Below are 24,442 nucleotides of genomic sequence, written 5' to 3'. Positions count from 1 at the left end.
CCGTCATGAAGCGGCCCATATCATTCTTCGTCCACCATCAGGGACGTGGCCACGCCAGCCGCACGATGGCGCTGGTAGAGCGGATGGCGCTGGACCGTCCGGTGTCGGTGCTGACGGCCGGTCCGCATCTGTTCGATGGTTTTTCGCGCGACATCGAGATTGTTCCCCTGCCCAACATGATCGGCGCAGCGGTGCCGACGCCGCGCCTTTTCGCGGAGGCGACCCCCAGCGTCATGCACTGCGTGCCGTTGGGCCTGTCCGAGATGCGGCGGACGATGCGCATCATCCTCGATCATCTCGATGCCCGCGAGGTCGGCTTGTTCGTCGTGGACGTATCGGCCGAGATCGCGCTTCTGTCCCGCATCGCCAGCGTCCCTTGCGTGCAGATCCGCATGCATGGCAACCGCGCGGACGTTGCGCATATGGGGTCTTACGAGGCCTCGGTCGGCATGCTCGCGCCCTTCGACGAACGGCTGGAGCAGGACGATTACCCGGCAGCCCTGCGCGCGCGCACCTGCTACACTGGCGGCCTGTGCACGACCAAGGCCGAAATACCCCAGCGCGCCGATGCCCGCAGGCGGCTGGGGCTGGACCCGGACCGCGAGATCATACTGGCGCTGACGGGCGGTGGCGGCGCCGGCACGCCCTATGCCGCGCTGACGGTCGGCGCGCGCGCCGCGCCGGATGCCCTGTGGATCGCGGTCGGACCGACGCTGGAAGAAGGCCACGAAACCGATTTCGCCAACCTTCTCAAGCTGGGCTGGGTGGACAACGTGCCGGATTATCTGGCAGCCGCCGACATCGTCATCGCTTCGGCCGGAGACAATACGATCCACGAAGTGGCCCGCGCATCGGGTAAGCTGATCGTCATGCCGGAATGGCGCTACTTCTCGGAGCAGCATCGCAAGGCCGACGCGCTCGTCGCCATCGGGGCTGCCGTCACCGCGCCGCAATGGCCGGGGGATTTCCCTGCCTGGCTGGACCTCCTCGACGCGGCACGTCGTCTGGATGGGTCCATCCTCGCTTCGCTCCACGAGCCCGACGCCGCGGCGCGGGGTGCGCGCTGGCTGGAAACGCTGACGGATTCCCTCTGGGAGGCTGCGCCGCAGCAGGTGCCTGCCGCCACGCCGACGCCCTTGCCGGTGCGCGTGGCATGAAGCCGGGAACCGCCCAGAAAAGAGCGGCGACAACCACGCTCGCAGACACCGCGCGGGCCTTGTCCGCACAGCTCGCAGCCGATCCCGACACGGCCACCCGAAGCCTTGTCGCCATACTGGCGAAACATGGGCTTCTGGCCGCCGGGATCGTGCCGACAGGCTCCGGCGAAGGCGGCTTTGCCTTCCATATGCCCTGGCAGGGACTGGCGGATACTCTCGAATGCATCGGCGCCGTGGACCTCAGCCTTGCCCGGTTGCTGGAAGGCCATGTCAACGTCCTGCAGCTTGTGCACCTGTATGGCTCGGCCGCCCAGCAGGAGCGCGTCGCCGACCTTGCTTTGTCCGGCGAGCTTCTCGGCATCTGGGGTGCCGACGACACTCCGCCGGTGACGCTGGTCTGCGAGGGAGCCGTCTGGCGCATGAGCGGCGCCAAGCGCTACGCATCCGGCGTCGGCGTCGTGCATTCCGCGCTTATCCCGGTGTTCACCGGTCCGGCGCCTCTTTTGCCCCTTGTCGAGGTGCGCACACCCGACCGCATGGACCTGTCCGGATGGAACCATGGGGGCATGGAGCGTTCGCTGTCGGGGCGCTATTCCTTCGAGGGCGTCAGTCTTTCCGGGGCCGAACTGGTGGGCAATCCGGGCGATTACCGGCGCGAGCCGCATTTCGTGGGCGGTATCTGGCGGTGTGCCGCAGCCCAGCTTGGCGCGGTCACGGCCATCGTCGCCATCATGCGTTCCACGCTGGAAGAGCGTGGGCACGATGCCCACCCTTTGCAAAAGCAGCGGCTGGGCCGGGCGGCCATGCAGGCGCGCACCGCGCGACTATGGGTGCATGACGCGGCCGCGCGGGTGGAAGCCGCCGCATCGTCCCGCAATGGCGATGCGATCAAAGAGGCGACGGCCCTTGCCGCCTATGCGCGGCTGGTGACGGAGGAATCCGCGCTGGCCGTCATCGAGCTGGCGCAAAGGGCGATCGGACTGTCGGGCTTCCACCGAACGCATCCCCTGTCCATCCGGGCAGCGGACCTTGCCGTTTATCTGCGGCAAGCCAACCCCGACGCCATCCTGCTGGAACATGCGGTCACCGTCAGCGAAAGCATCGGCGCGTGAGTGGGCCATACGGCGCATGGTCGGATCGGTTCGAGACAGCGCCGGTGTCCGATGTCGGCGTACTTGTGGGCGATGGCGCATTGATGGTGATCGCCCCGCATCCGGACGACGAGACCATCGCCTGCTCGGCGCTACTGCTGGATGCTGCCCGGCGCAGACGACCCCTCATCATCGTCGCTCTGACGGATGGCGACGGCTCACATCCCGGGTCGGTGGCGGTGCCGCCCCGCAGGCTGGCGGAAATTCGCGCCGGCGAGCAGCTCGCCGCCGTGGAGGCGCTGGGCTGCGGGCACGCGGAGTGGGTGCGCCTTGGCCTGCCCGATGGCGCCAGCCGCTGGGACGCCGGGCGCGCCGCCGCCGTAGACCCGCTTGTCGAGCGATGCCGGCAACTCGGCGTCACGGCGATTGCCGCGCCGCATCCGGACGACCCGCACCCGGACCATCACGCGGCGGCAGACCTGGCGCTCGATCTGCAGGCGCGGCTGCCGCAGCTTCGTATCCTGTTCTACGAGGTATGGACCTGCCGGCTGGCGCCCGATGCGCCGTTTCGCCAGGACGACCTGACGCCCTTCCGTGTGACAACCGACCGGGAAGCCAAGCGGCAGGCCCTCGCCTTTCATGCCAGCCAGCTTGGGCATGTCGTTCCGGACGACCCGGCAGGCTTCACCTTGCCGGACTGGTTCCTGACGCTTCACGACAGCGATTTCGAACGCCTGTCATGGTTGCATATGCCGGGCGAGGCGCCCGGCGCCGCCCATTTCGACGCCATCTACAGCGCAAGCCCAGATCCATGGGACGTTCGCACCTCACCCTATGAGCGCGGCAAGCGGGACGCCGCACGCGCGCTTTTGGGCGACGCGCGTTTCGACCATGCGCTGGAGGCGGGGTGCGGAGAGGGCTGCCTTGCCCGAGACCTGTTGGCGCACGGACAAGCCAGGCGCGCCACCGGCATCGACCAGGCAGCCGACATCATCGAACGCGCGCAACAATCGGCCCCGCAGGGGCTTCGCCTCGTGCAGGGGCGGCTGCCCGACGACCTGCCGGAGGGGCCCTACGATCTCGTGATCTTCTCGGAACTGCTCTATTATCTGCCGGAAAAGGAGCTGGAGCGCCTGGCCGGGCTGACACGCATGCAGATGGTACCCGGTGCGGCCATGCTGATCGTGTCGTATCTTGGCGATACCGAAACGCCGCTCGATGCCCCCGCCGGCGCGGATTTCTTCATCGCGCTGTTCGGACCGGAGCTCCAACCCGTTGCGCGCCACGGCGCAGAGCGGTTTCGGATCGATCTCCTGCGATGGCGTCCCTGATCTTCAAGAGGTCCGGCAGGTGATGGGCCAGATCGGAAAGCCGCAGAACGCGCCGCGCCAATATGGGGCTTGCATCCTCGGCCATGTGAAAGGCGCGCCTTTCACCCTTCTCTGCCAGTTCGTCGAGCTCTTTGCCCTGGATGTCGATGCCGGCCAGCACCGAGCGGCGTGAAGCAACGTCCGGCGCGGCCAGAAAATCGCGCAGAGCGCACATGCGCAGCAGCAGCGTCTCCGGCGCTTCCAGCAATTCGTCGACGATCGGGTCCGCTTCGGTCCGGTTGCGCTGCAATTCGTCGGCAAGGCCGCCACGCGCCCGGCCATCCAGCCGGGGTGACGTCGCGACGCGCGCGGTATCCACATAGAGAACGCGGAGCCCGAGGCCCAAAACCATGCGCCGCAGGGCACGATCCTCGCCGGACGGCGGAGTGGGCAATCCGCCGACCGCGCGATAGGCGTTACCGGTAATGGCGAAATTGGCCCCGCCGATATTGCCATGGTGCGGCCAGGAATTGTCGCGGTCGGGACACAGCATTTCCGCGATTTCGCGCGAGACGGCCCTGAACTCCCGCAGCAGATACTCGCCGGCAGGGTCGGCTTGCGGCAGCAGTGCGGCTTCCTCGGCTATGAAGTCTATGGTGCCGCAGACGAGATCGCCGCCACGCGCAAATGCTGCCCTGTAGGCGCCTGCCAGCCCGTTGGCCGCAAGAGTGTCGCCGTCCGTGGACAGAAGCAGGGCATCGGGGCTCAACGCTGTCGCGATATCCATCGCAAGCCGGCGCGCACGCGGAGCGCTTCCCTGGCCCACATGCCATTCGCATTGCAGAAGCAGCCAGGGCCGCGTCCAGCCCTGCATAACATCCAGCGCGGTGCGCGCCGTCGCGTCGCGGCACCCATTGGCCAGGACAATGACACCGTCGCCTTCGTCCAGCGCCTCATTTAGCGCCTGAAGAGAACGGCCGATCAGACGTTCCTCGTTGCAGGCGGGCACGCAGGCGCACAGCGCCACCTGCCCTGACCAGGCCCCATCGACGGCTATTTCGCCATCGACCGGAAACGCCGCCGCCACAGTTTCGATGATCCGCTGCACTTGCTTGTCCATGCAGCTTCAATTCATCCGGCAGCACCGCGTTCCGCCGGACCCGGCCGGAAGGGATGCTGCGGCAAGCATATTCAGGCAGGCATCATCACCGTCAGCGCGATCGCCAGAAACGACAGGCATCCTGCCGTCAGCGTCGTCACATAAAACACAAGCTTCTTCTGGCTCATATCCATATCGATCAAACCCTTCGGCAGTCTCCGATGTCCATCCACGCCGCCTGCCGTCACGCCGCAACGGCCATATAGGCGCCGACAGGCAGGCTCTTGGATTGGACATTATGTCCAACCCCCGGTTGGCCTCACCGCATCGGGCTTGCGTATGTTACTTTATAACATTACTAAGTTCGAAATCACGTCATTCCATGCTGAGGGACCGTCCATGCAACGCCTACCTGTCTCCGTCCTTTCGGGCTTTCTGGGAGCCGGCAAGACCACGCTTCTCAACCACGTCCTGGCCAATCGGGACGGCATGCGGGTTGCCGTCATCGTCAACGACATGAGCGAGGTGAACATCGACGCCAGCCTTGTGCGCGACGGCGGGGCCAACCTGTCGCGGACCGACGAGAAGCTGGTGGAGATGACCAATGGCTGCATCTGCTGCACGCTGCGCGACGACCTTCTGGCCGAAGTGCGCGACCTGGCCCGCCAGGGTCGGTTCGATTATCTGCTGATCGAGTCCACCGGCATTGCCGAGCCGCTGCCCGTTGCCGCCACCTTCGAGTTTCGGGACGAGGCGGGAGACAGCCTGTCCGATGTCGCGCGGCTGGATACGATGGTAACGGTGGTGGATGCAGCCAACCTTCTGGCCGACTACGCCTCTTCCGATTTCATCCGTGAGCGCGGCGAATCCCTTGGCGAAGACGACGAAAGGCGGCTTGTGGATCTGCTGGTCGAGCAGATCGAGTTCGCCGACGTCGTCGTCCTGAACAAGGTGTCGATGGCCAGCGCCGAGCAGCTCGACGCGGCGCGCAAGATCGTCCGCGCCCTGAATGTCGACGCGCAGATCGTCGAGACCGATTTCGGCGAGGTCCACCCGAAGGCCATTCTGGGCACCGGCCTCTTCGACTTCGAGAAGGCGCACGAGCATCCCTTGTGGTTCCGCGAGCTGAACGGCTTCGGAGACCATGTGCCCGAAACCGAGGAATACGGCATCCGATCGTTCGTCTATCGGGCCCGCCGCCCTTTCGAGCCCGCGCGCTTCCAAGCCTTCGTCGATCGCTCATGGCCGGGCGTCGTGCGGGCAAAGGGCTTTTTCTGGCTGGCGACGCGCCCGGACTTCGTCGGAGAGATCAGCCAGGCTGGCGGTCTTGTACGCACGGGCAAGCGGGGGTTGTGGTGGGCAGCGGTGCCGAAGCAGCACTGGCCGGATCACCCCGAATGGAAGGCCATGATGGGCGGCCTCATCGACCCCGAATGGGGTGACCGGCGGCAGGAAATCGTCTTCATCGGCACCGATCCGATGGATGAGGCGGCCCTTCGGGCCGAGCTGGATGCCTGCCTGGTGGCGTCCGAGAGTTTCTCGCCGGAAAGCTGGAGCCGCCTGCCCGATCCGCTTCCTGCCTGGCCACGGGCCGCGTGACGCCATGGCGATGCCACGCGCATAGCCTGACGCTTCGGAATATGGTCAACCTGCCAGGGTGAACTGGCAGGAAAGGGCTTACGATGGCCGACAGCGCAGGCATGCAGGATACGCCGATACACAAACGTGGAGCCGGGGTGGGCTTCGTCTACGAGACGTTGCGTAACGAGATCGTGGAACTGAAGCTCAAGCCCGGCAGCGCCATGGACGAAGTGCAGCTCTCCGCGCGCTTTGCCATGTCGCGTACACCCATCCGCGAAGCGATGGTGCGCCTGCTCAGCGAGGGTCTGCTTGTCACCCTGCCCAACCGCGCCACCATCGTTGCGCAGATCGACTTTCTGAACCTGCCGCATTTCTTCGATGCGCTCACCCTGATGTATCGCGTGACGACGCGCCTTGCCGCCGCCAATCACGACGCGGACGCCATGAAGGCCATAGAGGCACGCCAGGCCGATTTCGTCGCGGCGGTCGCACGGCGAGATGCGCTAGCGATGATCGCCACCAACCGCGACTTCCACCTGGAGATCGCACGGGCCGGCGGCAACGCCTATTACACCGACATGTTCACGCGCCTGCTGGATGAAGGCCGCCGCATCCTGCGGCTGTACTACTCCAGTTTCAACGACATGCTGCCGCGCGATTACGTGGACGAGCACGAAGGGCTGATCGCCGCGATCGGCCGGCGCGCGGTGGACGAGGCCGACGGCCTTGCCGCCGCCCACGCCAGGCAGATCATCGGCCATATCCAGACGGCAGTCAGCGCGGATGCGCGAGTCAACGCGGAAATCCTTCTCTAGCTCCAGTTTCTTGTCGACAAAGAAAATACAACGCCTATTATGGTGTCGGATCTAGCCGATGGAGAGTGCCGTGGACAATTCCGTATTCGAAGGTTGCATGCCGGCCCTGATGACGCCCTGCAAGGCCGACAGGACACCGGATTTCGACGCACTCGTGCGCAAGGGCCGCGAGCTGGTGTCGAAGGGCATGTCGTCGGTCGTCTATTGCGGTTCGATGGGAGATTGGCCGCTTCTGACGGACGCGCAGCGCATGGAGGGCGTCGAGCGCCTTGCCGATGCCGGCATTTCGGTGGTTGCCGGAACGGGCGCCGTCAACACGGCCATCGCAGCGGCGCATGCCGCCCATGCCCAGAAGGCAGGCGCCAAGGGGCTGATGGTCATTCCGCGTGTCCTGTCGCGCGGGCCCTCGCCCGCGGCGCAGAAAGCGCATTTCAAGGCGATTTTGTCGGCCGCTCCGGACCTGCCGGCGGTGATCTACAACAGCCCCTATTACGGCTTTGCCACGAAGGCGGACCTGTTCTTCGCCTTGCGGGCCGAGCACCCCAACCTTGTCGGCTTCAAGGAGTTCGGGGGCACCGACTCCCTCACCTATGCCGCCGAGCACATCACCAGCCAGGACGATGCGGTGACGCTGATGGTCGGCGTGGATACCGCCGTCTGCCATGGTTTCATCAATTGCGGGGCAAAGGGCGCGATCACCGGGATCGGCAATGTGCTACCGGCGGAAGTGCTTCATCTGTGCGGCCTGTCGGCTGCGGCCGCCAAGGGCGATCCGGAGGCCCGCCGCCGCGCGCTGGAGCTGGAAAGCGCGCTCCATGTCCTGTCGACCTTCGACGAAGGGCCGGACCTGGTTCTGTTCTATAAATATCTGATGGTTTTGACCGGTAACCCGGAATACGAGCTGCACTTCAACGAGAGCGACAGCCTGTCGGCAAGCCAGCGCGGCTATGCGAAGGCGCAGCTTGAGATGTTCCAGACCTGGTACTCCGTCTGGAACGGCAATCTCGGCACCGAGTATCGCCACGCTGCATGATCTTGAAAGGCATGCGGGCCGCCCGATGGGCGGCCCGCATTCTTATTAGTTGAAGCGGTACGAAAGCTTCGCCGTGATCGTGTGGAAGTCGAAATCGTCCGAACCGGTGAAGTCGGTGAAACCGCCAACGCCGCCGCCGAACGGGCCGGCTACGAAACGCGTGAAGGAATCGTCATCGCCGAGGTTGGTGTAGAGGTACTCGACACCGATCGAGATGTTCTCGGCAACCAGGAAGTCCAGGCCGCCGCCGACGGTGTAGCCCCAGCGATCATTGCTGTCGGAGAAAGCCGCTGCCGTGGCGAAAGGCGCCGAATTGGCAGAGAACTTGTAGCTCACGTCACCGTAAGCGACACCGCCCGTGGCGTAGGCCAGGGTGGTCGGGGTGACGAGGTAACCGGCGCGCAGGCGGCCCGTTGCGAAATAGTCGAGGTCACGCTCGGCGGTGTAGAATGCCGGGGTGCTCGAGAAGGCGCTCTGGCGCTGGCCGAGATCCGAAGCGTTGATGTCCAGAACGGCACCGACGACCCAGTTGTCGATCTGGTAGTCGTAGCCGACGTGACCGCCGCCGACGAAGCCGGATTCGAAGCTGGACTCATAGTTGCTGCCGAAGGCGCTGCCCGGGAACGCGCCGGGGAAGCTGGGCACGATGCTGAAATTGTCGGGGTTCGACGGGTTGAAGCCACCGCCTGCCTGGACGCCCAGGTAGAAGCCGGTCCACGACGGAACGGCAAGTGCGACGACCGGGGTCACCATCGGCTCTTCATAGATGACATCCGCGGCCGAAGCCGGAATTGCCGTGCCGGCCAGAAGGCCGAGGACCAGATACTTCTTCATACATCCCTCCATGGGTGAATCGAACGCAAATCACGCGCTAATCGTGATTGCGAAATTTTCCGGACACGCTTCAAACGAAAAATACTTCGAGGGCGGGGATTTTCGATCAACAATTGTTGTTGCGCGAATTGTCGCACCTCTATTGCCAATGGCAACGCGTGACCCAAGGGCAGAGGAATGACGCAAGGTTTACTTAAGCCACAGAATACACGTCGATAGCAAGACCTCTGCCGCCCGCACGATATCGTCCGGCTCGACATGCTCGGATTCATTGTGGCTGACGCCGTCCCGGCAGGGGCTGAACAACATGGCGGACGGCGCAACGCCGGCGATGAACGTGGCATCGTGAAACGCTCCCGACAGGATGCGCCGGTGCGATGCGCCGGCCAGACGGGCCCCCTCTTCGACCAGATCGACCATGTCTTCGGGAAAGGCCACCGGGGCCATCTCCATCATGGGATCGACCGTGACCGTACATCCATGGTCGCGTGCTGCATCCTCCAGTACAGCGCGCAGCCTTGCCTCGTGCGCAGACAAGCCCCGCACGGTCGGGTGCCGAAGGTCCACCGAAAAGCGCACCTCTGCCGGCACAGCGTTGATGGATCCCGGCGAAGCCGCGATGCGCCCGACCGTCAACCGGACGTCTTCATCTCCCGGCATGATCGAGGCGAAAAGCTCGGCAAGCGCCAGGGAGGCCGCAGCCATCGGGTCGCGCCGAAAGGCGAGCGGGGTGGTGCCGGCATGGGCCGCCGCACCCCTGTAGGTCACGTCGTACCAACGCGTGCCCTGAATGCCGGTGACGGCGCCAATGGCGATCCCTTCCTGCTCCAGTACCGGGCCCTGCTCTATGTGCAGCTCCAGATAGGCGGCGATCGGGTGGCCGGGTTGCTCCACGGCTACGCCGGGCAAGGCGGCCAGCGTGTCACGCAAGCCCACCTCCAGTGTCGTGCCGGCGGCATCCTGTGCCTGCAGCCATTCCGGACGCAGGCCACCCTCTGCGAAGGCACGCGAGCCGAGCGCACCCGGCTGGAAGCGGCTGCCTTCTTCGTTTGTCCAGGACACCAGCTCCACCGGACGCGTCGTCGAGACGCCGGCATCGTCCAGCGCTTCCAGCACCTCGAAGGCCGCCAGAACGCCGAGCGCCCCATCGAAGCGCCCGCCCGTCGGCTGGCTGTCCAGATGGCTGCCGATCAACAGCGGCGGCAGGTTCGCATCGGTACCGGCGCGCCGCGCGAAGAGGTTGCATGCCGTATCCTGACGCAGGGCGAAGCCGCGTGCCGCGGCAAGCTCTGCCAGCAGGGCGCGGGCCTGCCTGTCTTCCGGCGACAGCGCTTGTCGGTTGACGCCGCCCTTCGGCGTCGCGCCGATGGCGGCGAAGGCGTCCAGACGCGCCAGGAGGCGCGCGGCATCGATTTTCGGCGTCACCGGACGGATGCCGCAAAGGCACGGACGCGTTCGGCATCCACGGCATTCCACCAAACGCCGTCATGCTTGAGCGAGCTTGCGACGATCACCCCGTCGCTGACGGCCAGAATGTCGTTGACGTTGTCCCGCGTCACGCCACTGCCGACGAGTGTCGGAAGCCCCCCCGCCTCCCGGATCATCCTTATATAGGCAGGGTCGGCCGCATGGCCCGTGCGCTGACCGGTGGCGATCACCACATCGGCGTCGAAGAAGACGAGATCGCGCACCAGTTCCTCCACCGGGCGGTCGGCGACGATGGCGTGGGCTCCATGCTTGACATGCGCATCGGCAAAGATGCTGACGCCATTGGCGCGAAGCAGCGCGCGGTACCGCATGGCGCGGGCGGCCTCGCCCTCCATGAAACCTTCGTTCGCCACATAGGCATTGGCCCACTGGTTGACCCGGACGAAGGAGGCCTGCGAGGCGGTGGCGATGGCCAGCGCCGGGATGGCGGCATTGGCCAGAACGTTGATGCCCATGGGGCGCTGCAACTCGCGCCGGATCCTGTCCGACACGACTGCCATGACGGCGCTTGTCTCCGGGCCGATATCGTCGGGCTTGGCGAAGGGCACATCGCCATGATTTTCCACGATCACGCCGTGGCAGCCATTGTCCAGATAGGCTCTGGCGTCGGCCAGGCCGCGCTCGTAAAGGGCCTCTACCCCGCTGCCGTCGTAGCGCGGGCTACCCGGAATGGGCATAAGGTGGACGACACCGATCAGGGGTTTGTCGACGCCGAAGATGCGGCGCAGCGTCGTGGTATCGCCGCGTCCGACGGGAGAGCCGTTGGATGCCATGTCTAGTCCTTCCGCAGCATGATCGCCTGCATTTCGTCCCGGGTGGGACACGAATCGAAAGTGCCGGGCCGCGTCACCGCCAGCGCAGCGGCACCGGCCGCCCGTTCGACGGCCTCCGGCAATGCCATGCCGGCATGCCATAGCGCTACGACGACGCCACAGAAAACGTCTCCGGCACCGCTTGTGTCCACGGCCTTGACCGGCTTTGCCGGCCGCCAGAACCGCGCACCGCCGCAAAGCCCGGTGGCGCCCTCGGCCCCCAGCGTCACGACGACATCCCGGGCTCCGAGGGCATGGAGCCTGTCGATGGCGGCGTCGATATCGCCGTTTCCCGACAGGCTCTCGGCCTCGCCCCGATTGACGACCAGAAGATCGCAGCTCGGAAACGCGGACCCATCCAGCGGGCTGGCGTTGACGGCCAGCCGGATGCCGGCATTGTGCGCCAAAGCGGCCAAGGCCTGTGTGACCGCATTATTCAGATTGCCTTGCAGCAACATGGCATCGCCCGGTGACAAAGCCTTCGCCACCGCCGCTACCGTTTCGTCGCCGATGGCGCGGGCACACGCAACGCAGCTTGCGACGATGTTTTCCGCCGAGTCGGCCACCAGAACAACCGACATGTCGGTTACGGCCCTGACCCTTGCGATGTCGATGACGGGCAGTCCGGCAGCCGCCACACGATCGAGCAGCCCGGCGCCCTCGCCATCCTGCCCGACGGCGCTGAAAAACCGGACGGCAGCGCCGGCGCGGCTGGCGGCCAGCGCCTGGTTTGCACCCTTGCCACCCGGCCCGCGCAGGCTGTCGGCAGCGTTCACCGTTTCGCCCGGCCCGGGCAACGCGGTAACGCGCATCGCGATATCCACGCAGATATTGCCGATGACATGCAGCGTCATGGGCGGTCCGCGAAGACCGCGCGCGGATTGCCCACGAGCATCCGGTCGATGGCGGCGTCCTCCATGCCAAGGCGGCGCAGGCGCGGCACGAAGTTGCGCAGCACATGCCCATAGCCGAAGCCGCCATAGCGCGTGAGCATCATTTTCAGGAAGACGTCCTGCGACAGAAGGATACGGTCCGCGAAGCCGCGCTCCACCAGAGCCGCGATGGCGCGGGCGTTTTCCTCGTCGCTGGGGGATTGGGCATCCTGGTCGGCATAATAATAGTCCATGCCGATCATGTCGTATTCCAGAAATGCACCACGCCGGGCAAGGCTTTCCTGGTAGGCCGGGTCGGAGTGGCTTGGGTTCATGTGGCACAGAACCGTGTGGCTCAGGTCCGCGCCTTCCTCTTCCACAACGTCCAGCACGCTATGCGCCAGCCGCTCCCAGCCAGGCAGATGGATGGACAGCGGCACGCCGGTCCGGGCCGAGGCGCGCGCCGAGCCGCGCAGCGATTTCATTTCGGCTGGAGTAAAGTCTTTCGAGACGCCGACCTCGCCGATGATGCCGGCCATGATGTCGGGCTTCTCCGCCGCACCGCCGACATCGGCAACGATGAAATCGGCCACCGCATCCACATCCATGCCGGACAGCCAGTCCGGATGGGTATGCTCCAGATAGAAACCGGTGCCCATCACGATCTTCAGCCCGCTCATCCGGGCGATGCGGGCCAGTTTCGCAGGGTCGCGCCCAATGCCGAAATTGGTGCACTCGACGACGGTGTGCCCGCCCAGCGCGCGGAAGCGATCGAGTTCGGCGAGCGCAAGGTCGGAATCGAGCAGCGATACATTGTCGAGGTTGGCATAGGGGTTCATCCGCAACTCGCCGATGATCTCCATGCGCACCGGACCTTGCGAAACCTCTTCGTTGCCTGGGCCGCAGGGGCAGCGCCAGGTGGCGCTGCCGTCCAGCACGATATGCTCGTGCATCAGGGTCACGCCCATCTCGTCCACCGGCACGGGCCCGGTTACCGTCATGACGTGTCCGGAGCGTACCCCGATGCCCGCAGACGCGCCCGGCGAATGCGCGCCGGGGGACTGGAAATCGAGAGCCATGGCCTCAGCGCCTCCGTGCCGTGCCCCGGAAGAGGCGGAAGTTGAGCCATATGGCGATCAGGATGATGCAACCGGTGATGATCGGCGTCAGGAAGGGCGACATATGCGACAGGATCAGCCCGTTGGCGATGACGGCAACCGTCAGCGCGCCGAGCAGCGTGCCCGTCATCGAGCCCCGGCCGCCGAAGAGGCTGGTGCCGCCCAACACCACGGCGGCGATGACCTCCAGCTCGAAGCCCTGCCCGGCGTTGGACGAGCCGGAACCGAGGCGCCCCGCCAGCACGATGCCGGCCAGGGCTGCGGCTGCGGACGACAGCATGTAGACGCCCAGCACGATCCGGCGGGTATCGACGCCGGCGCGCCGCACCGCCTCGGCATTGGCGCCGATGCCGGTGACATAGCGGCCGAAGCGCGTCGAGTTGAACACGATGAAGGCCACAATCAGAACCGCAAGTGCGATCCAGGCGGGAATAGGCACTCCGGCCAGCCAGCCGCGCCCGAGCACGACGAAGGGGCTGTCCGGCGCGATGGGGATGGAATAACCGCCCGTTATCAGCAACGCCACGCCCCGGATCACCGAAAGGCCCGCCAGCGTGACGATGAAGGCGGGTATGCCTTCATAGGCGATGAAGAACCCCTGGATAGCCCCGATCAGGCAGCCCAGCGCCAGCATGGCCACGATAACGGCCGGCCACGGCACGCCCATCTGCAGCAGCGCCGCCGACAGGGCCGAGACGAGCGCCAGCACGGAACCGACCGAGAGGTCGATCCCGCCGGTCGTGATGACCAGGGTCATGCTTGCGGCAACGATCAGCAGCGGCGCCGACTGGCGAATGACGTTGAGAAGGTTCGGCGTCGACAGGAAAGCGTTGGTGGACAGCGCGAACATGAGGCAGACCGCGATGAAGAAGACCGCGATGGACGCAACCCCGCCATTGGCGATGAAGCGGTCGGCCAGCGTTTCCTTGCGGAACCGCTCGGAGGCCGCGGCCTGCGGCTGATGAACCTTGCTCATGGCCGGGGCTCCTCGATGTGGCGGCGTGCCGACCGTGCATCGAACTTGCGTCCGACGATCAGGTTGACGACCTCTTCGACATTGGTGTCCTCGACCCGCCTTTCGGCAATGGCCCGCCCCTCGTACATCACCTGGATCCGGTCGCAGACCAGGAACAGGTCCTGCAGGCGATGGGTGATCAGGATCACGCTGACGCCCCGCGCCGAAACGGTGCGGATCAGCTCCAGCACGGCTTCCACCTCGGCCACCGCCAGCGCGGCGGTCGGCTCGTCCATAATGAGCACCTTGGGGTCGAAGGACGCCGCCCTGCCGATGGCGATGGACTGGCGCTGGCCACCCGACAGGTTCTCGACCTTCAAACGCGTGTCGGCGATGACGATGCCCAGCCGGTCCAGCATGGCCCGCGCCTCGTCATGCATGCGCGCCTTGTCCAGAAATGGCAGGCCCGCCACGCGGCGGCGCGGCTCCCGCCCCAGAAAAATGTTGCCGGCAACGTCCACCGTGTCGCACAAGGACAGGTCCTGATAGACCATTTCGACATGCGCGGCGCGTGCGTCGGCCGGAGAGGCGAAGCTGACCGCCTGCCCGTCGATCTCGATCGTGCCGCTATCGGGCACCACCGCGCCCGACAGCACCTTGGACAGGGTGGACTTGCCGGCGCCGTTATCGCCGACAAGGCCCAGGACCTCGCCCGGCGCAAGGCGCAACGAAACGTCTTCGAGCGTCTGGATGGGGCCGTAGCGCTTGCTGATGCCGCGCATATGGACCCGGTCTCCCGCAGGGGCGGATGGCATGGGCAATTTCCGTTCGGGGCCCGGCCATCAACGGCCGGGCGGACAAGAAAATACCGGGCGCCGCAGCGCCCGGTCGGGTTCGATCACTGGAACATCGAGCGGAACTGGTCGACGTTCTCCTTGGTGACGATCGTCACCGGCACGTTGATGATCGGCTCTACCGTGCCGCCGCCCTTCAACGTTACGAGGGCTTCCACGGCGGCCTTGCCTTCGCCGGCCGGGTCCTGCTGGACAACGGCCGTGACCCAGCCCTCGTCGATGCCCTTGACCGCCTGTGCGGTGAGGTCCCAGCCGAACACCTTGACGTCCGATTGGCGGCCCTGGCTTTCCACCGCCGAGACGGCACCGATCAGCGCCGGCTCTCCCGTCGCGTAGATGGCCGTCATGGTGGGGTTGGCGGTCAACAGGTTTTCGGCGGCGCCCAGCGCCACATCCTGCACGTTCTGCCCATCCACCGTCTCGGTGAAGGTGACCGCATCGCCGGATGCCGCAGCCGCTTCCTTGAAGCCGTCGAGACGCTGGTTCTGGATGAACGAGTTCAGCGCACCGACGACACCCACCGTCGCCTCGCCGCCCATGTCCGACTTGACGTAATCGGCAAAGAACTTGCCGATATCGGCTCCGGCGGCGGCATTGTCGACGCCGACGAACGAGACGTTGTCGCCGTCCGGTATCTGTGCGTCGATGGCGATTACCGGAATGCCGGCCTCCTTGGCTTCGGTGATGGCAGGCTTGACGCCATTGACGTCGATGGCAACCAGGATGATGCCGTCCACCTTCTGCGTGATGTAATTTTCGATGGCGGTATTCTGCGCGGCCGGCACGTTGTTGGCGTCGAAGATCACCAGCTCCACGCCTGCGGCCGCGGCGGCTTCCTTGGCCCCGTCATTGATCTGGTTGAAGAAGAGAGCCTGCTGGTTGATCGTCACCAGGGCATAGGTGTCCGCATGTGCGGCGGCCGCGGTCAGCACCGACAGGGCAGCCACGGTCTGTGAAAGTCTACGGATCAGGCGCATGTCTGAAGTCTCCTTTGAGCGTTCACGGCCGGCTGTCCGGCGTCGGAGCTCGTGGAGATTTCAAGAGACTTGAATTTATGTCAAGGGATTTGCACGCACTGCGTGCATGTTTCGATCTTGCACCGCAATTGTGCATTCAAAAGGTGGGTGGCGTATTCACCCAGAAGATGGCGGCCGGTTCCGCACCCAGATTGCGGTAGTGGTGCGGGCGCTCCGACTGAAAGGCGAAGCTGTCTCCGGCCGCCAGCCGAAACGCCAGATCGTCGACCATCAGCTCCACCTCGCCGGTGATGACGTAGCCGACTTCCTCTCCCGAATGGCTGATCGGCCCGGCACTTTCGCCGAATGGCGCGAGATGGTGGATGTTGCATTGCAGGAGATGGCCGGGCGCATAGGGAATGATCCGCTCCAGCGCGATCCCGCGCCCCTGCCGCAGCGGGTCCAGCGCGATCAGCGGCCGCGCTCCGGCGCGATAGACGATGCCCTCTTCGCCGTCGGCTTCCTCGAACATGCGGCCGATATTGGTGCCCAGCACCTCGACCAGGCGATGCAGCATCGGAAGCGAAGGAGAGGCCTTGCCGTTCTCGACCTTGGACAGAAGGCTTTCCGAGCATTGGGCCTCCGCCGCCACCGCCTTCAGCGTCATGCCGCGCATCTGCCTGGTATGGCGCAACCGGGTGCCGAGACGTCCGGCGGCCCCCTCGCTTTTCAGGTCGATCGAACTGCGCGCCATGCCGGACACTCCCAAACCAAGTGGCGGCAGAATGCCGCTAACTTGAACTTCATTCAAGTAACTGGAACAGACTTGCGTGAAATTGCGGCAGCGCGTCACAATTAACCGCTTTACTAAAGCGATTTACAAACACAACCTTGCGTTTATGAGCGATATCGGACGCAAGAAACGAGTGACGCTGGGTGAGGTAGCCAAGGCCGCCGCGCTGTCGCCGGCTGCCGTGTCGCGATACCTGTCCGGGCAGTTGACGCTGCCTGAAACGACCAGCCGGCGCATCCAGAAGGCCATCCGGGAGCTGGGTTACCGCCCGAACCATCATGCGCGCAGCCTGAGCCTGGGGCGTTCCGACGCGATCGGGCTGGTCGTGCCGGATATCAACAATCCGTTCTTCTCCAATCTGGCGGCGGCGGTAGAGCGCGCGGCCCAGGCGCGCGGCATGCTGATGATGCTGTGCGCCACGTCCAACAGCCTGGAACGGGAGCTGGAATATCTGCACCTTCTGGGCGCGGGCGTGGTCGACGCGCTGGTCTTCGCCACCAACCACGGAGACCCGGACGGCCAGTTGGCCGGCATGCTGAACGGCGACTCGCGCGTCGTGCTGCTGGACGAGGACGTGCCCGGCACGGACCTGTTCAAGGTCTTCTCGGACAACCGGCAGGGCGGCCTTCTGGCCGGGCTTCATTTGATAGAGCACGGACACCGCCGCATCGCCTATATCGGCGGCCCGTGCGACCTGATGAGCGCGCGCGAACGCGCCGAGGGCCTTCACGACGCCGTACGCGAGGCGGGTGGCGATGCCGCCATCGTTTCGGAATTGTTCGGCAGCTACACCATCGCCCATGGCGAAGCGGCCATGGAAGAGATCCTGGATACGATGCCGGGCGTCACCGCCGTCTTCAGCGCCAGCGACGAGATCCTGATCGGGATGCTTCACGTGCTGCGTCGCCGCGACATGGTCGTCGGGCGCGACATCTCCATCGTCACCTTCGACGATGCCGGGCAATTGGAAATCCTGGCCGTTCCGGTAACGGCCATCCGCCAACCCCTGAAGGCCATGGGCGAACGCGCCCTCGACATGGCCATGGACTCCCTTGCCGGAACGCGCAGTCCAACCGTGGCGCGCCTGCCGGTGGAACTGATCCGTCGCCACTCCGTGGCCCACCTCGCCTGAATTGAAAGAAAGAAGGAAATACGATGTCCGTCAAAAAGAAGGTACTCCTGGTCGGCGAAAGCTGGGTCAGCTCGGCCACCCACTACAAGGGCTTCGACCAGTTCGGCTCCGTCACCTTCCATCTCGGCGCCGAGCCGCTGGTGAAGGCGCTGAAGGACAGCCCCTTCGAGCTGACCTACATGCCGGCGCATGAAGCGGTGGAGGCATTCCCCTTCGAACGTGCGGGACTGGACGCCTACGACGCGATCATCCTGTCCGACATCGGCGCCAATTCCCTGCTGCTGCCCCCGGCCGTATGGCTGCACAGCAAGACGGTGCCGAACCGGCTGAAGCTGCTGCGCGAGTGGACGGCGGATGGCGGCGGCCTGTTCATGATCGGCGGGTATTTCTCGTTCCAGGGCATCGACGGCAAGGCCCGCTGGCGGCGCACGCCGGTGGAAGAGGCCCTGCCCGTCACCTGCCTTCCCTATGACGATCGGGTCGAGATTCCGGAAGGGACCGCGCCCGTCTTCGTCGCCGACCACCCCGCGTTGGCCGGCCTGCCGAAGGATGGCTGGCCGCTGCTGCTGGGCGTCAACGAGGTGGAGGTGAAGCCGGGCGCGGACCTTCTGCTGCGTCTGCCCGACGACCAGGGCGGCCACCCGCTGCTGGTGACGGGCACCTATCAGAAGGGCCGCACCGCCGCCTGGACGTCCGACATCGGGCCGCACTGGCTTTCGCCGGCCTTCTGCGAATGGGACGGCTACGGGCGGTTGTGGAGCAACATCCTGTCCTGGCTGACCGAAGCGCGCTGACCGGGAGGCGACGATGACCGACAGCCCCCTCATCGAGGCAAAGTCCATTTCCAAGCGTTTCGGCGCGCTCGCCGCCCTGACCGATGTGGACCTTGCAATTCGCAGCGGCGAGGTGCTGGCGCTTCTGGGCGACAACGGCGCCGGCAAATCCACCTTCATCAAGGTCCTGTCCGGCGCGCACCCGCAAAGCGACGGCGAACTCTTGATGGATGGCAAGCCGGTGTCGCTGTCCTCTCCGCAGGATGCGGCAGACCTCGGCATCGCCACCATCTTCCAGGAACTGGCGCTGTCGGAAAACCTGTCCATCGCCGAAAACGTCTTCCTGGGGCGGGAGCTGACCCACCGCTTTCTCGGCGTGCCGCTGTTGCGGCGCGCCGCCATGAAGCGCCGCGTCAAGGAACTGCTCGAAGAGCTGGACGCCCACATTTCCGATCCGGAAGCGCCGGTCGGCGCATTGTCCGGCGGCCAGCGACAGGCGGTCGCCATCTGCCGGGCCCTGAACCTCAATGCGCGGCTGGTCATCATGGACGAGCCGACAGCCGCCCTCGCCGTGGCCGAGACGCGCAAGGTGCTGCAACTGACGCGGCGGCTTGCCGACAGCGGCCGCGCCGTCGTGCTGATCAGCCACAACATGCACGACGTCTTCGAGGTCGCGGACCGCATCGTGGTTTTCCGGCGCGGCCGCAAGATCACCGAAAAACGCAAGGCCGACACCAATCCAGAGGAGATCGTCTCCTTCATCACGGGCGCGCATCCCGACGTGCGTGCGCTCGAGATGCGGCACTAGAAACCCGCACGTCCGACGAAAGGCCAATCGCATGATCCAGAGATCGCATTTCGCCCTGGCCCTCGCGGCCCTCATGTCATCCGCCGTCACGATCGCGGCTGCGCAGGAGAAGCCCAAGGTGGCCTTCGTACCGCAGATCGTCGGCATTCCGTATTTCGACGCCATGCAGGAAGGCGGCAACAAGGCCGCCGAAACGCTGGGTGTCGACTTCATCTACCAGGGCCCGGTCGATACCAACCCGGTGGACCAGCTCCAGATCGTCCAGAACCTCATCAACCAGGGCGTCGGGGCCATTTCGGTCAGCGTGCTGGACGCTTCCAGCCTGACGCCGGTGGTGGAAGCCGCCAAGGCCAAGGACATCAAGCTCTTCACCGCCGACAGCGACGCGCCGCAATCCGGCCGCGCGCTCTATGTGGCGCAGGCGACAGACCAGGGGCTCGGCTACGCCATCGTCGACCAGATGGTGGAGCGGGCCGGCGAAGACGCCAAGATCGCCATCGTTTCGGGCGAGGCGACCGCATCCAACCTCAACGCCTGGATCGGCTTCATGCAGGAGCGGGTGAAGGAAAAGTACCCGAACGTAACGCTGATGGAGCCGCAATATGCCGGCGGCAGCGCCGAGCGCGCGGCGCAGATCGCCACCGACCTGATGACCGCCAACCCGGATTTGAAGGGCATCATCGGCGTCGCGTCCACCACCTGCCCCGGCGTTGCGCAGGCCATCGAAACGGCGGGACGCTCGGAAGACGTCGTCGGCACCGGCTATTGCAGCCCCAATACGGCACGCAGCTATCTGAAAAGCGGCGCGCTCGACTACACCGTGCTGTGGGACCCGGCCGAACTCGGCTATCTGACGGTCTGGGCAGGCAAGCAGTTGATCGACGGCACGGAGATCCCGGCCACCGTGACCCCGGAGGGCATGAGCCACGCCGTGACCTACGATGCCGCCACCGGCATATTGCTGCTCGGCGATCCGGCGATCTTCACCGCCGAAAACGTCGATGACTTCAACTTCTGATATGGGGCGGCTGTTCGGCACCCGCGAAGCGATCCTGGGGGCGGCCATTCTGGCCGCCTGCCTGTTGTTCGCCTTTCTGTCGCCCACCTTCGCCACCCCGGCCAACATAACCACGATCCTGCGCAACTCGACCGAACTGTTCCTTGTCGGGCTCGGCATGACGCTTCTTCTTGGCGTCGGGGCCATCGACGTTTCGGTCGGCGTGGCCATGGGGCTGGCGGCGATCCTGGCAGGCAAAATGCTGGAGGCCGGCGCGCCCTGGTATCTGGTGGCTCTGGCCGGGCCCCTGGCCGGCGCGGCGCTCGGCCTTCTCGCCTCGCTCGTCGTCGTTGTCGGGCGTGTGCCGGCCATCGTCGGCACACTCGGCCTGTACGGTATCTACCGCGCGGCGATCTTTCTTGCGCTCGGCGGAAGCTGGCTGTCCGGCCTGCCGACCGGCCTGACCGATGTTCTGGCGGCCCGCCCATTCGGCATTCCGGTTGCGCTGCCGCTGATCGCCCTCGCCTATCTCGCCGTCTTCGTCGCCGTTCGCAAGACGCCCTTCGGCCCGCATCTGCTGGCCATCGGCCAATCCGAACCCAAGGCGCGGCTGGCCGGCGTTCCGGTGCGCCGCACCGCCTGCATCGCATTCCTTGTCAGCGGGCTTCTCTGCGGCCTCGCCGCCATCTTCTATATCGCCACCTACCGCAACGTCGCCATGACCATCGGCGGCACGCTGGCGTTGGAGGCCATCGCCGCGGTGGTGCTGGGCGGAACCAGCATTCTCGGCGGGCGCATCAGCCTGATGGGTACTGCGCTGGGCGTACTTCTGCTGCGCATCCTGCAAAATGGCCTGCTGCTGATCGGCGTGCCGTCGCTGTGGCAGCCGGTTGTGACGGGCGCGCTGATCCTGCTGGTTCTGGGCGGTGAAGTCGCCTCGGGGCGCCTGGCCCTGCCCCGCACAACAAAGACTGTGGAGGCCGTGCGATGATCCGCTCCAGGGACTTTACCCTCTATCTCCTGGCCGGTCTCTGGCTTGCGGCGATCGCCATTCTGGCGGTGATGCAGCCCGGCGCGCTGGCCCTTTCCACGGTGACCACCGTTCTGCAATTCTCCACCATCCTGGCGCTGGTCGCGCTTGGACAGGCCATGGTGATCCTGTGCGGCGGCGCCGGCATCGACCTGTCGGTCGGCGGCACCATGTCGCTGACGGCCATCCTGTCCATGATGGCGGTGGACGCCGGCATGCCGGGCTGGCTGCTCGTACCCGCCTGCGTGGCGATGGGCGGCGTCCTTGGCCTTGCCAACGGGCTGATCGTCACGCGCCTCGGCATCCTGCCGCTGATCGGGACGCTCGGCACTTTCTACATCTATTCCGGCACGGCGCTGGCCATCACCAGCGGCGCCAATATCGGCAACGTGCCCGCCGGCCTCACGGTCTGGGGGCGCGGTATCCTCGGCGGGCTGCCGCTGCCCTTCCTGACGCTCGCCTTGCCGCTGTTCCTGATTGCCGGCGCAATCCTGCGCTTCACCAGTTGGGGACGCTGGATCTATGCCGCCGGCTTCAACGAGCGTTCCGCCCGGCTTGTCGGCATTCCGGTGGATCGCCTGCGGCTTGCCGCCTATGTCGCCAGCGGCGCCCTGGCGGGCACCGCGGCGCTCGTCAGCCTTGCCTGGCTGGGCAGCGCCCGCCCCAATATCGGGCAGAACCTGGAACTCACCTCGCTGACCGCCGCCATGCTGGGCGGCATCGCCATCTTCGGCGGACGGGGCGGCGTCATCGGCGTGCTTGCGGCCGTGCTGCTGCTCGTCACGGTGCAGACCGGGCTTCTGCTCATCAACGTCAACAGCATCTGGCAACTCGGCATCGTCGGTGCGCTGCTTGTGGCCGTGCTTCTTGTCGACACGCTTGCCATCGTTCGGAGAACATCATGACCCTATCACCGGAAACCATCGCCGAGGCCGTGGAGGCACGCGCCGACCGCATCGTGGACACGCTGTCGCGCCTCGTCGAATTTCCATCCATCGTGATGAACGACCCGACAAAGGCCGGCCCGGGCGAGCGCGATTGCCAGATCTACCTGCAGAAGCGGCTGGAATCGCTGGGCTTCACCACCGACCTCTGGGAGCCGGACGGGCCCGGCCTTCTGGCGAAGTACGAAGGGCGACCCGGCGCCAACAAGGGCCGCACCTTCGAGGGGCGGCCCAATCTGGGCGGAACGCTGAAGGGCAGCGGCAACGGCCGCTCCATCATGCTGACGGGCCATATCGATGTCGTGCCGCCCGGCCCTGCAACGCATTGGCGAAGCGACCCGTTCGTGCCCGTGGTGGAAGACGGGTTCGTGCGCGGGCGCGGCACGGTGGACATGAAGGGCGGCGTCGCCTGCATGCTGATGGCAGTGGAAATCCTGAAGGAAATCGGCGCCGAGCTGAAGGGCGATGTCGTCTTTACGACGGTCGTCGACGAAGAGATCGGCGGCATGGGCTCGCTCGCCATGGTCGACCGGGGGTTTTCGGCCGATGCCGGCATCATGACCGAGCCGACCGCCAACCGCATCGCGCCTTTGTGCCACGGCATCCTCTGGGGCCGCATCGTGATCGACGGCATCGGCGGCCATGCCGAGCTGACACCGAATGCGTGGTATGCTGGTGGCCCGGTGGACGCCGTGCAATTGACCCGGCAGATGCTGGACGGGCTGGATATCCTGAACCGGCGCTGGATGCACGATCCGCGCAAGAACCACCCGCTGATGGCGATGCCCAACCAGATCATCATCACCCAGCTCAATGTCGGCGAGCATCCATCCTCGATGGCGGGACGCGGCGAGATCGTGATCGACGTCCAATATCTGCCTCATGAAAAGGACGAGTTCGGCCTCGGCGGCCATGTCAAGCGCGAGATCGAGGCGCATGTGGCGGCGGTGTGCCTGGCAGACCCCTATCTGAAAGAGCATCCGGCGCGGGTGGAATGGATACTCGACGCCGACTGTGCCGAGGTTCCGGCGGACCACCCGTTCGTCGAGAGCTTCCAGGGCGCCGTGGCTGCGGCCAAGCTGGACCCCGCCTTGTCCGGCTTCGGCGCGCACAGCGATATCGGGCTGCCGACCGGCCTTGGCAACACGCCGACGGTCAATTTCGGGCCGGGAGATCCGGCCCAGAGCCATCAGCCCAACGAACGGGTCTCGATCGAGGATCTGGTGGCCTGCACGAAGGCCATCGCGCTTACCGTCTACGACTGGACCAACCGGGAGCGGTCCGCCGCCTGAGGCGGCGGCGCCATGCGGGGCTTGCGGTCCGCAAGTCCCCCGGAGACATCGCCCACGGTACGCCCGACGATGCGCATATGGATGCCCATCGCCTCGGCTGCGGCACCGCCATCGCCTGCCAGTATGGCCGCAACCACGCGGCCATGCTCTTCCTGGGAGCGGTCTATACGCCGGTCGGCGTCGAACTGAAGCCGCCGGAACGGCGCCACCCGCCGGCGCACGCTGCGCGCGGTTTCTTCCAGAAAGCCATTGTGGCTGCCGCCATAGATGGCGTCGTGGAAACGGTCGTTGTGGGAGCGGTAGCGCTCCACCTCCCCCGCCGCCACCAGCGCCTCGCCGGACGCGTGGAGCGCCTCGAGCCGGCATCGTTCGTCGTCGGTCATGGCCCTGGCGCACAAACGGGCGGCAAGGGTTTCAAGCTCCGCCATCACCAGAAAGATGTTCTGGAACTCGGCTTCCGTCAGCGTCGTCACCACCGCGCCCCGATGCGGCCGCGACAAGGCAAGGCCGATGGATTCCAACTGGCGGATCGCCTCGCGGACCGGCGTACGCGATACGCCGAACTCGCCCGCCAGCCCGGCCTCGTCCAGAGGCTCTCCCGGCAGCAGGATGCCATGCACGATCCGGTCGGCGATGGCCTCGCGGATCATGTCGGCCTGCGTACGGCGTGCCATGGTCTTGTCTGTCTGCGTCATGAT

24 protein-coding genes are annotated in these 24,442 nt (G+C 65.8%); 13 read left to right on the top strand and 11 right to left on the bottom strand.

Annotated features, from left to right (window positions below):
• The first annotated feature begins 5 nt into the window (after positions 1–5).
• From AUL31_RS05525 to AUL31_RS05515, 3 genes are read left to right on the top strand one after another with little or no spacing between them, the layout of a single operon-like run.
• Positions 6–1,157, top strand: coding sequence for a glycosyltransferase (locus AUL31_RS05525; protein ID WP_060602595.1), 1,152 nt, complete (start codon positions 6–8; stop codon positions 1,155–1,157).
• Positions 1,154–2,269: an acyl-CoA dehydrogenase family protein gene (locus tag AUL31_RS05520; protein WP_060602592.1), complete on the top strand. Its 1,116-nt coding sequence runs from the start codon at positions 1,154–1,156 to the stop codon at positions 2,267–2,269. Before AUL31_RS05525 ends, AUL31_RS05520 begins: the two co-directional genes overlap by 4 nt.
• Positions 2,266–3,579: a bifunctional PIG-L family deacetylase/class I SAM-dependent methyltransferase gene (locus AUL31_RS05515; RefSeq protein ID WP_143190131.1), complete on the top strand. Its 1,314-nt coding sequence runs from the start codon at positions 2,266–2,268 to the stop codon at positions 3,577–3,579. The genes AUL31_RS05520 and AUL31_RS05515 overlap by 4 nt, the downstream gene beginning before the upstream one ends.
• Here AUL31_RS05515 and AUL31_RS05510 read toward each other — a convergent pair.
• Positions 3,491–4,678: a glycosyltransferase family 2 protein gene (locus AUL31_RS05510; RefSeq protein WP_060602586.1), complete on the bottom strand. Its 1,188-nt coding sequence runs from the start codon at positions 4,676–4,678 to the stop codon at positions 3,491–3,493. The two genes, AUL31_RS05515 and AUL31_RS05510, sit on opposite strands and share 89 nt — an antisense overlap.
• A gap of 378 nt (positions 4,679–5,056) precedes the next feature.
• Between AUL31_RS05510 and zigA the strand changes: the two genes are divergently transcribed.
• The 3 genes from zigA to AUL31_RS05495 all read left to right on the top strand — a co-directional run bounded on the left by zigA (position 5,057) and on the right by AUL31_RS05495 (position 8,086).
• Entirely contained in the window at positions 5,057–6,256 is a 1,200-nt protein-coding gene (gene zigA / locus AUL31_RS05505) for a zinc metallochaperone GTPase ZigA (protein ID WP_060602583.1), read from the top strand.
• A gap of 83 nt (positions 6,257–6,339) precedes the next feature.
• Positions 6,340–7,053, top strand: coding sequence for a GntR family transcriptional regulator (locus tag AUL31_RS05500; protein WP_060602580.1), 714 nt, complete (start codon positions 6,340–6,342; stop codon positions 7,051–7,053).
• A gap of 97 nt (positions 7,054–7,150) precedes the next feature.
• A complete protein-coding gene (locus AUL31_RS05495; protein ID WP_409359944.1) occupies positions 7,151–8,086 on the top strand; it encodes a dihydrodipicolinate synthase family protein in 936 nt (311 codons plus the stop codon).
• A 45-nt stretch (positions 8,087–8,131) separates the two neighbouring features.
• Here AUL31_RS05495 and AUL31_RS05490 read toward each other — a convergent pair whose 3' ends face one another.
• The 9 genes from AUL31_RS05490 to AUL31_RS05450 all read right to left on the bottom strand — a co-directional run bounded on the left by AUL31_RS05490 (position 8,132) and on the right by AUL31_RS05450 (position 16,729).
• Positions 8,132–8,920, bottom strand: coding sequence for an outer membrane protein (locus tag AUL31_RS05490; RefSeq protein WP_060602574.1), 789 nt, complete (start codon positions 8,918–8,920; stop codon positions 8,132–8,134).
• A 189-nt stretch (positions 8,921–9,109) separates the two neighbouring features.
• A complete protein-coding gene (locus tag AUL31_RS05485; protein WP_060602572.1) occupies positions 9,110–10,345 on the bottom strand; it encodes a Zn-dependent hydrolase in 1,236 nt (411 codons plus the stop codon).
• Positions 10,342–11,181, bottom strand: a complete 840-nt coding sequence (locus tag AUL31_RS05480) for a BtpA/SgcQ family protein (protein WP_060602568.1) — start codon at positions 11,179–11,181, stop codon at positions 10,342–10,344. The genes AUL31_RS05485 and AUL31_RS05480 overlap by 4 nt, the downstream gene beginning before the upstream one ends.
• 2 nt (positions 11,182–11,183) lie before the next feature.
• On the bottom strand, positions 11,184–12,074 hold the full coding sequence (locus tag AUL31_RS05475; protein ID WP_060602564.1) for a PfkB family carbohydrate kinase: 891 nt from the start codon (positions 12,072–12,074) through the stop codon (positions 11,184–11,186).
• Positions 12,071–13,171: a phosphotriesterase family protein gene (locus AUL31_RS05470; RefSeq protein WP_060602560.1), complete on the bottom strand. Its 1,101-nt coding sequence runs from the start codon at positions 13,169–13,171 to the stop codon at positions 12,071–12,073. Before AUL31_RS05470 ends, AUL31_RS05475 begins: the two co-directional genes overlap by 4 nt.
• 4 nt (positions 13,172–13,175) lie before the next feature.
• A complete protein-coding gene (locus AUL31_RS05465; RefSeq protein ID WP_060602557.1) occupies positions 13,176–14,186 on the bottom strand; it encodes an ABC transporter permease in 1,011 nt (336 codons plus the stop codon).
• A complete protein-coding gene (locus AUL31_RS05460) occupies positions 14,183–14,947 on the bottom strand; it encodes an ATP-binding cassette domain-containing protein (RefSeq protein ID WP_200801666.1) in 765 nt (254 codons plus the stop codon). Before AUL31_RS05460 ends, AUL31_RS05465 begins: the two co-directional genes overlap by 4 nt.
• Positions 14,948–15,063: 116 nt before the next feature.
• Positions 15,064–15,996 carry an ABC transporter substrate-binding protein gene (locus AUL31_RS05455; protein WP_060602550.1) on the bottom strand — a complete coding sequence of 311 codons (933 nt, stop codon included), beginning with the start codon at positions 15,994–15,996 and terminating at the stop codon, positions 15,064–15,066.
• 136 nt (positions 15,997–16,132) lie between these two features.
• A complete protein-coding gene (locus AUL31_RS05450) occupies positions 16,133–16,729 on the bottom strand; it encodes a cupin domain-containing protein (protein ID WP_060602547.1) in 597 nt (198 codons plus the stop codon).
• Between the two features lie 145 nt (positions 16,730–16,874).
• Between AUL31_RS05450 and AUL31_RS05445 the strand changes: the two genes are divergently transcribed.
• From AUL31_RS05445 to AUL31_RS05415, 7 genes are read left to right on the top strand one after another with little or no spacing between them, the layout of a single operon-like run.
• Entirely contained in the window at positions 16,875–17,900 is a 1,026-nt protein-coding gene (locus tag AUL31_RS05445) for a LacI family DNA-binding transcriptional regulator (protein ID WP_060602540.1), read from the top strand.
• Positions 17,901–17,923: 23 nt separating this feature from the next.
• Positions 17,924–18,694, top strand: coding sequence for a glutamine amidotransferase (locus AUL31_RS05440; RefSeq protein WP_060602537.1), 771 nt, complete (start codon positions 17,924–17,926; stop codon positions 18,692–18,694).
• 13 nt (positions 18,695–18,707) lie between these two features.
• Positions 18,708–19,481: an ATP-binding cassette domain-containing protein gene (locus AUL31_RS05435; protein WP_060602534.1), complete on the top strand. Its 774-nt coding sequence runs from the start codon at positions 18,708–18,710 to the stop codon at positions 19,479–19,481.
• Between the two features lie 31 nt (positions 19,482–19,512).
• Positions 19,513–20,499 carry an autoinducer 2 ABC transporter substrate-binding protein gene (locus AUL31_RS05430; protein WP_060602531.1) on the top strand — a complete coding sequence of 329 codons (987 nt, stop codon included), beginning with the start codon at positions 19,513–19,515 and terminating at the stop codon, positions 20,497–20,499.
• Positions 20,483–21,469, top strand: a complete 987-nt coding sequence (locus AUL31_RS05425) for an ABC transporter permease (protein WP_082646801.1) — start codon at positions 20,483–20,485, stop codon at positions 21,467–21,469. Before AUL31_RS05430 ends, AUL31_RS05425 begins: the two co-directional genes overlap by 17 nt.
• A complete protein-coding gene (locus AUL31_RS05420) occupies positions 21,466–22,413 on the top strand; it encodes an ABC transporter permease (RefSeq protein ID WP_060602525.1) in 948 nt (315 codons plus the stop codon). The genes AUL31_RS05425 and AUL31_RS05420 overlap by 4 nt, the downstream gene beginning before the upstream one ends.
• Positions 22,410–23,744 (top strand): M20 family metallopeptidase, encoded by a 1,335-nt coding sequence (locus tag AUL31_RS05415; RefSeq protein ID WP_060602522.1) that lies wholly within the window; start codon positions 22,410–22,412, stop codon positions 23,742–23,744. Before AUL31_RS05420 ends, AUL31_RS05415 begins: the two co-directional genes overlap by 4 nt.
• Here the strand turns inward: AUL31_RS05415 and AUL31_RS05410 are convergent.
• On the bottom strand, positions 23,708–24,439 hold the full coding sequence (locus tag AUL31_RS05410; RefSeq protein WP_073469032.1) for a GntR family transcriptional regulator: 732 nt from the start codon (positions 24,437–24,439) through the stop codon (positions 23,708–23,710). The genes AUL31_RS05415 and AUL31_RS05410 overlap by 37 nt on opposite strands.
• Positions 24,440–24,442 lie beyond the last annotated feature (3 nt).

The sequence above is a fragment of the Aureimonas altamirensis genome, assembly GCF_001463885.1.
GTDB classification, from domain to species: domain Bacteria; phylum Pseudomonadota; class Alphaproteobacteria; order Rhizobiales; family Rhizobiaceae; genus Aureimonas; species Aureimonas altamirensis.
Note: the sequence above shows the minus strand (reverse complement) of the source record. Positions and strands in the feature narration are given on the sequence as shown.

Excerpts from the sequence above, each read along its gene's own strand:
- AUL31_RS05420 (WP_060602525.1), top strand. The coding sequence starts at position 21,466 with ATGATCCGCTCCAGGGACTTTACCCTCTATCTCCTGGCCGGTCTCTGG.
- AUL31_RS05425 (WP_082646801.1), top strand. The coding sequence starts at position 20,483 with ATGACTTCAACTTCTGATATGGGGCGGCTGTTCGGCACCCGCGAAGCG.
- AUL31_RS05430 (WP_060602531.1), top strand. The coding sequence starts at position 19,513 with ATGATCCAGAGATCGCATTTCGCCCTGGCCCTCGCGGCCCTCATGTCA.
- AUL31_RS05525 (WP_060602595.1), top strand. The coding sequence starts at position 6 with ATGAAGCGGCCCATATCATTCTTCGTCCACCATCAGGGACGTGGCCAC.
- AUL31_RS05445 (WP_060602540.1), top strand. The coding sequence starts at position 16,875 with ATGAGCGATATCGGACGCAAGAAACGAGTGACGCTGGGTGAGGTAGCC.
- AUL31_RS05415 (WP_060602522.1), top strand. The coding sequence starts at position 22,410 with ATGACCCTATCACCGGAAACCATCGCCGAGGCCGTGGAGGCACGCGCC.
- AUL31_RS05440 (WP_060602537.1), top strand. The coding sequence starts at position 17,924 with ATGTCCGTCAAAAAGAAGGTACTCCTGGTCGGCGAAAGCTGGGTCAGC.
- AUL31_RS05460 (WP_200801666.1), bottom strand. The coding sequence starts at position 14,947 with ATGCGCGGCATCAGCAAGCGCTACGGCCCCATCCAGACGCTCGAAGAC.
- AUL31_RS05520 (WP_060602592.1), top strand. The coding sequence starts at position 1,154 with ATGAAGCCGGGAACCGCCCAGAAAAGAGCGGCGACAACCACGCTCGCA.
- AUL31_RS05500 (WP_060602580.1), top strand. The coding sequence starts at position 6,340 with ATGGCCGACAGCGCAGGCATGCAGGATACGCCGATACACAAACGTGGA.
- AUL31_RS05450 (WP_060602547.1), bottom strand. The coding sequence starts at position 16,729 with ATGGCGCGCAGTTCGATCGACCTGAAAAGCGAGGGGGCCGCCGGACGT.
- AUL31_RS05455 (WP_060602550.1), bottom strand. The coding sequence starts at position 15,996 with ATGCGCCTGATCCGTAGACTTTCACAGACCGTGGCTGCCCTGTCGGTG.
- AUL31_RS05435 (WP_060602534.1), top strand. The coding sequence starts at position 18,708 with ATGACCGACAGCCCCCTCATCGAGGCAAAGTCCATTTCCAAGCGTTTC.
- zigA (WP_060602583.1), top strand. The coding sequence starts at position 5,057 with ATGCAACGCCTACCTGTCTCCGTCCTTTCGGGCTTTCTGGGAGCCGGC.
- AUL31_RS05510 (WP_060602586.1), bottom strand. The coding sequence starts at position 4,678 with ATGGACAAGCAAGTGCAGCGGATCATCGAAACTGTGGCGGCGGCGTTT.
- AUL31_RS05410 (WP_073469032.1), bottom strand. The coding sequence starts at position 24,439 with ATGACGCAGACAGACAAGACCATGGCACGCCGTACGCAGGCCGACATG.
- AUL31_RS05475 (WP_060602564.1), bottom strand. The coding sequence starts at position 12,074 with ATGACGCTGCATGTCATCGGCAATATCTGCGTGGATATCGCGATGCGC.
- AUL31_RS05495 (WP_409359944.1), top strand. The coding sequence starts at position 7,151 with ATGCCGGCCCTGATGACGCCCTGCAAGGCCGACAGGACACCGGATTTC.
- AUL31_RS05490 (WP_060602574.1), bottom strand. The coding sequence starts at position 8,920 with ATGAAGAAGTATCTGGTCCTCGGCCTTCTGGCCGGCACGGCAATTCCG.
- AUL31_RS05470 (WP_060602560.1), bottom strand. The coding sequence starts at position 13,171 with ATGGCTCTCGATTTCCAGTCCCCCGGCGCGCATTCGCCGGGCGCGTCT.
- AUL31_RS05480 (WP_060602568.1), bottom strand. The coding sequence starts at position 11,181 with ATGGCATCCAACGGCTCTCCCGTCGGACGCGGCGATACCACGACGCTG.
- AUL31_RS05465 (WP_060602557.1), bottom strand. The coding sequence starts at position 14,186 with ATGAGCAAGGTTCATCAGCCGCAGGCCGCGGCCTCCGAGCGGTTCCGC.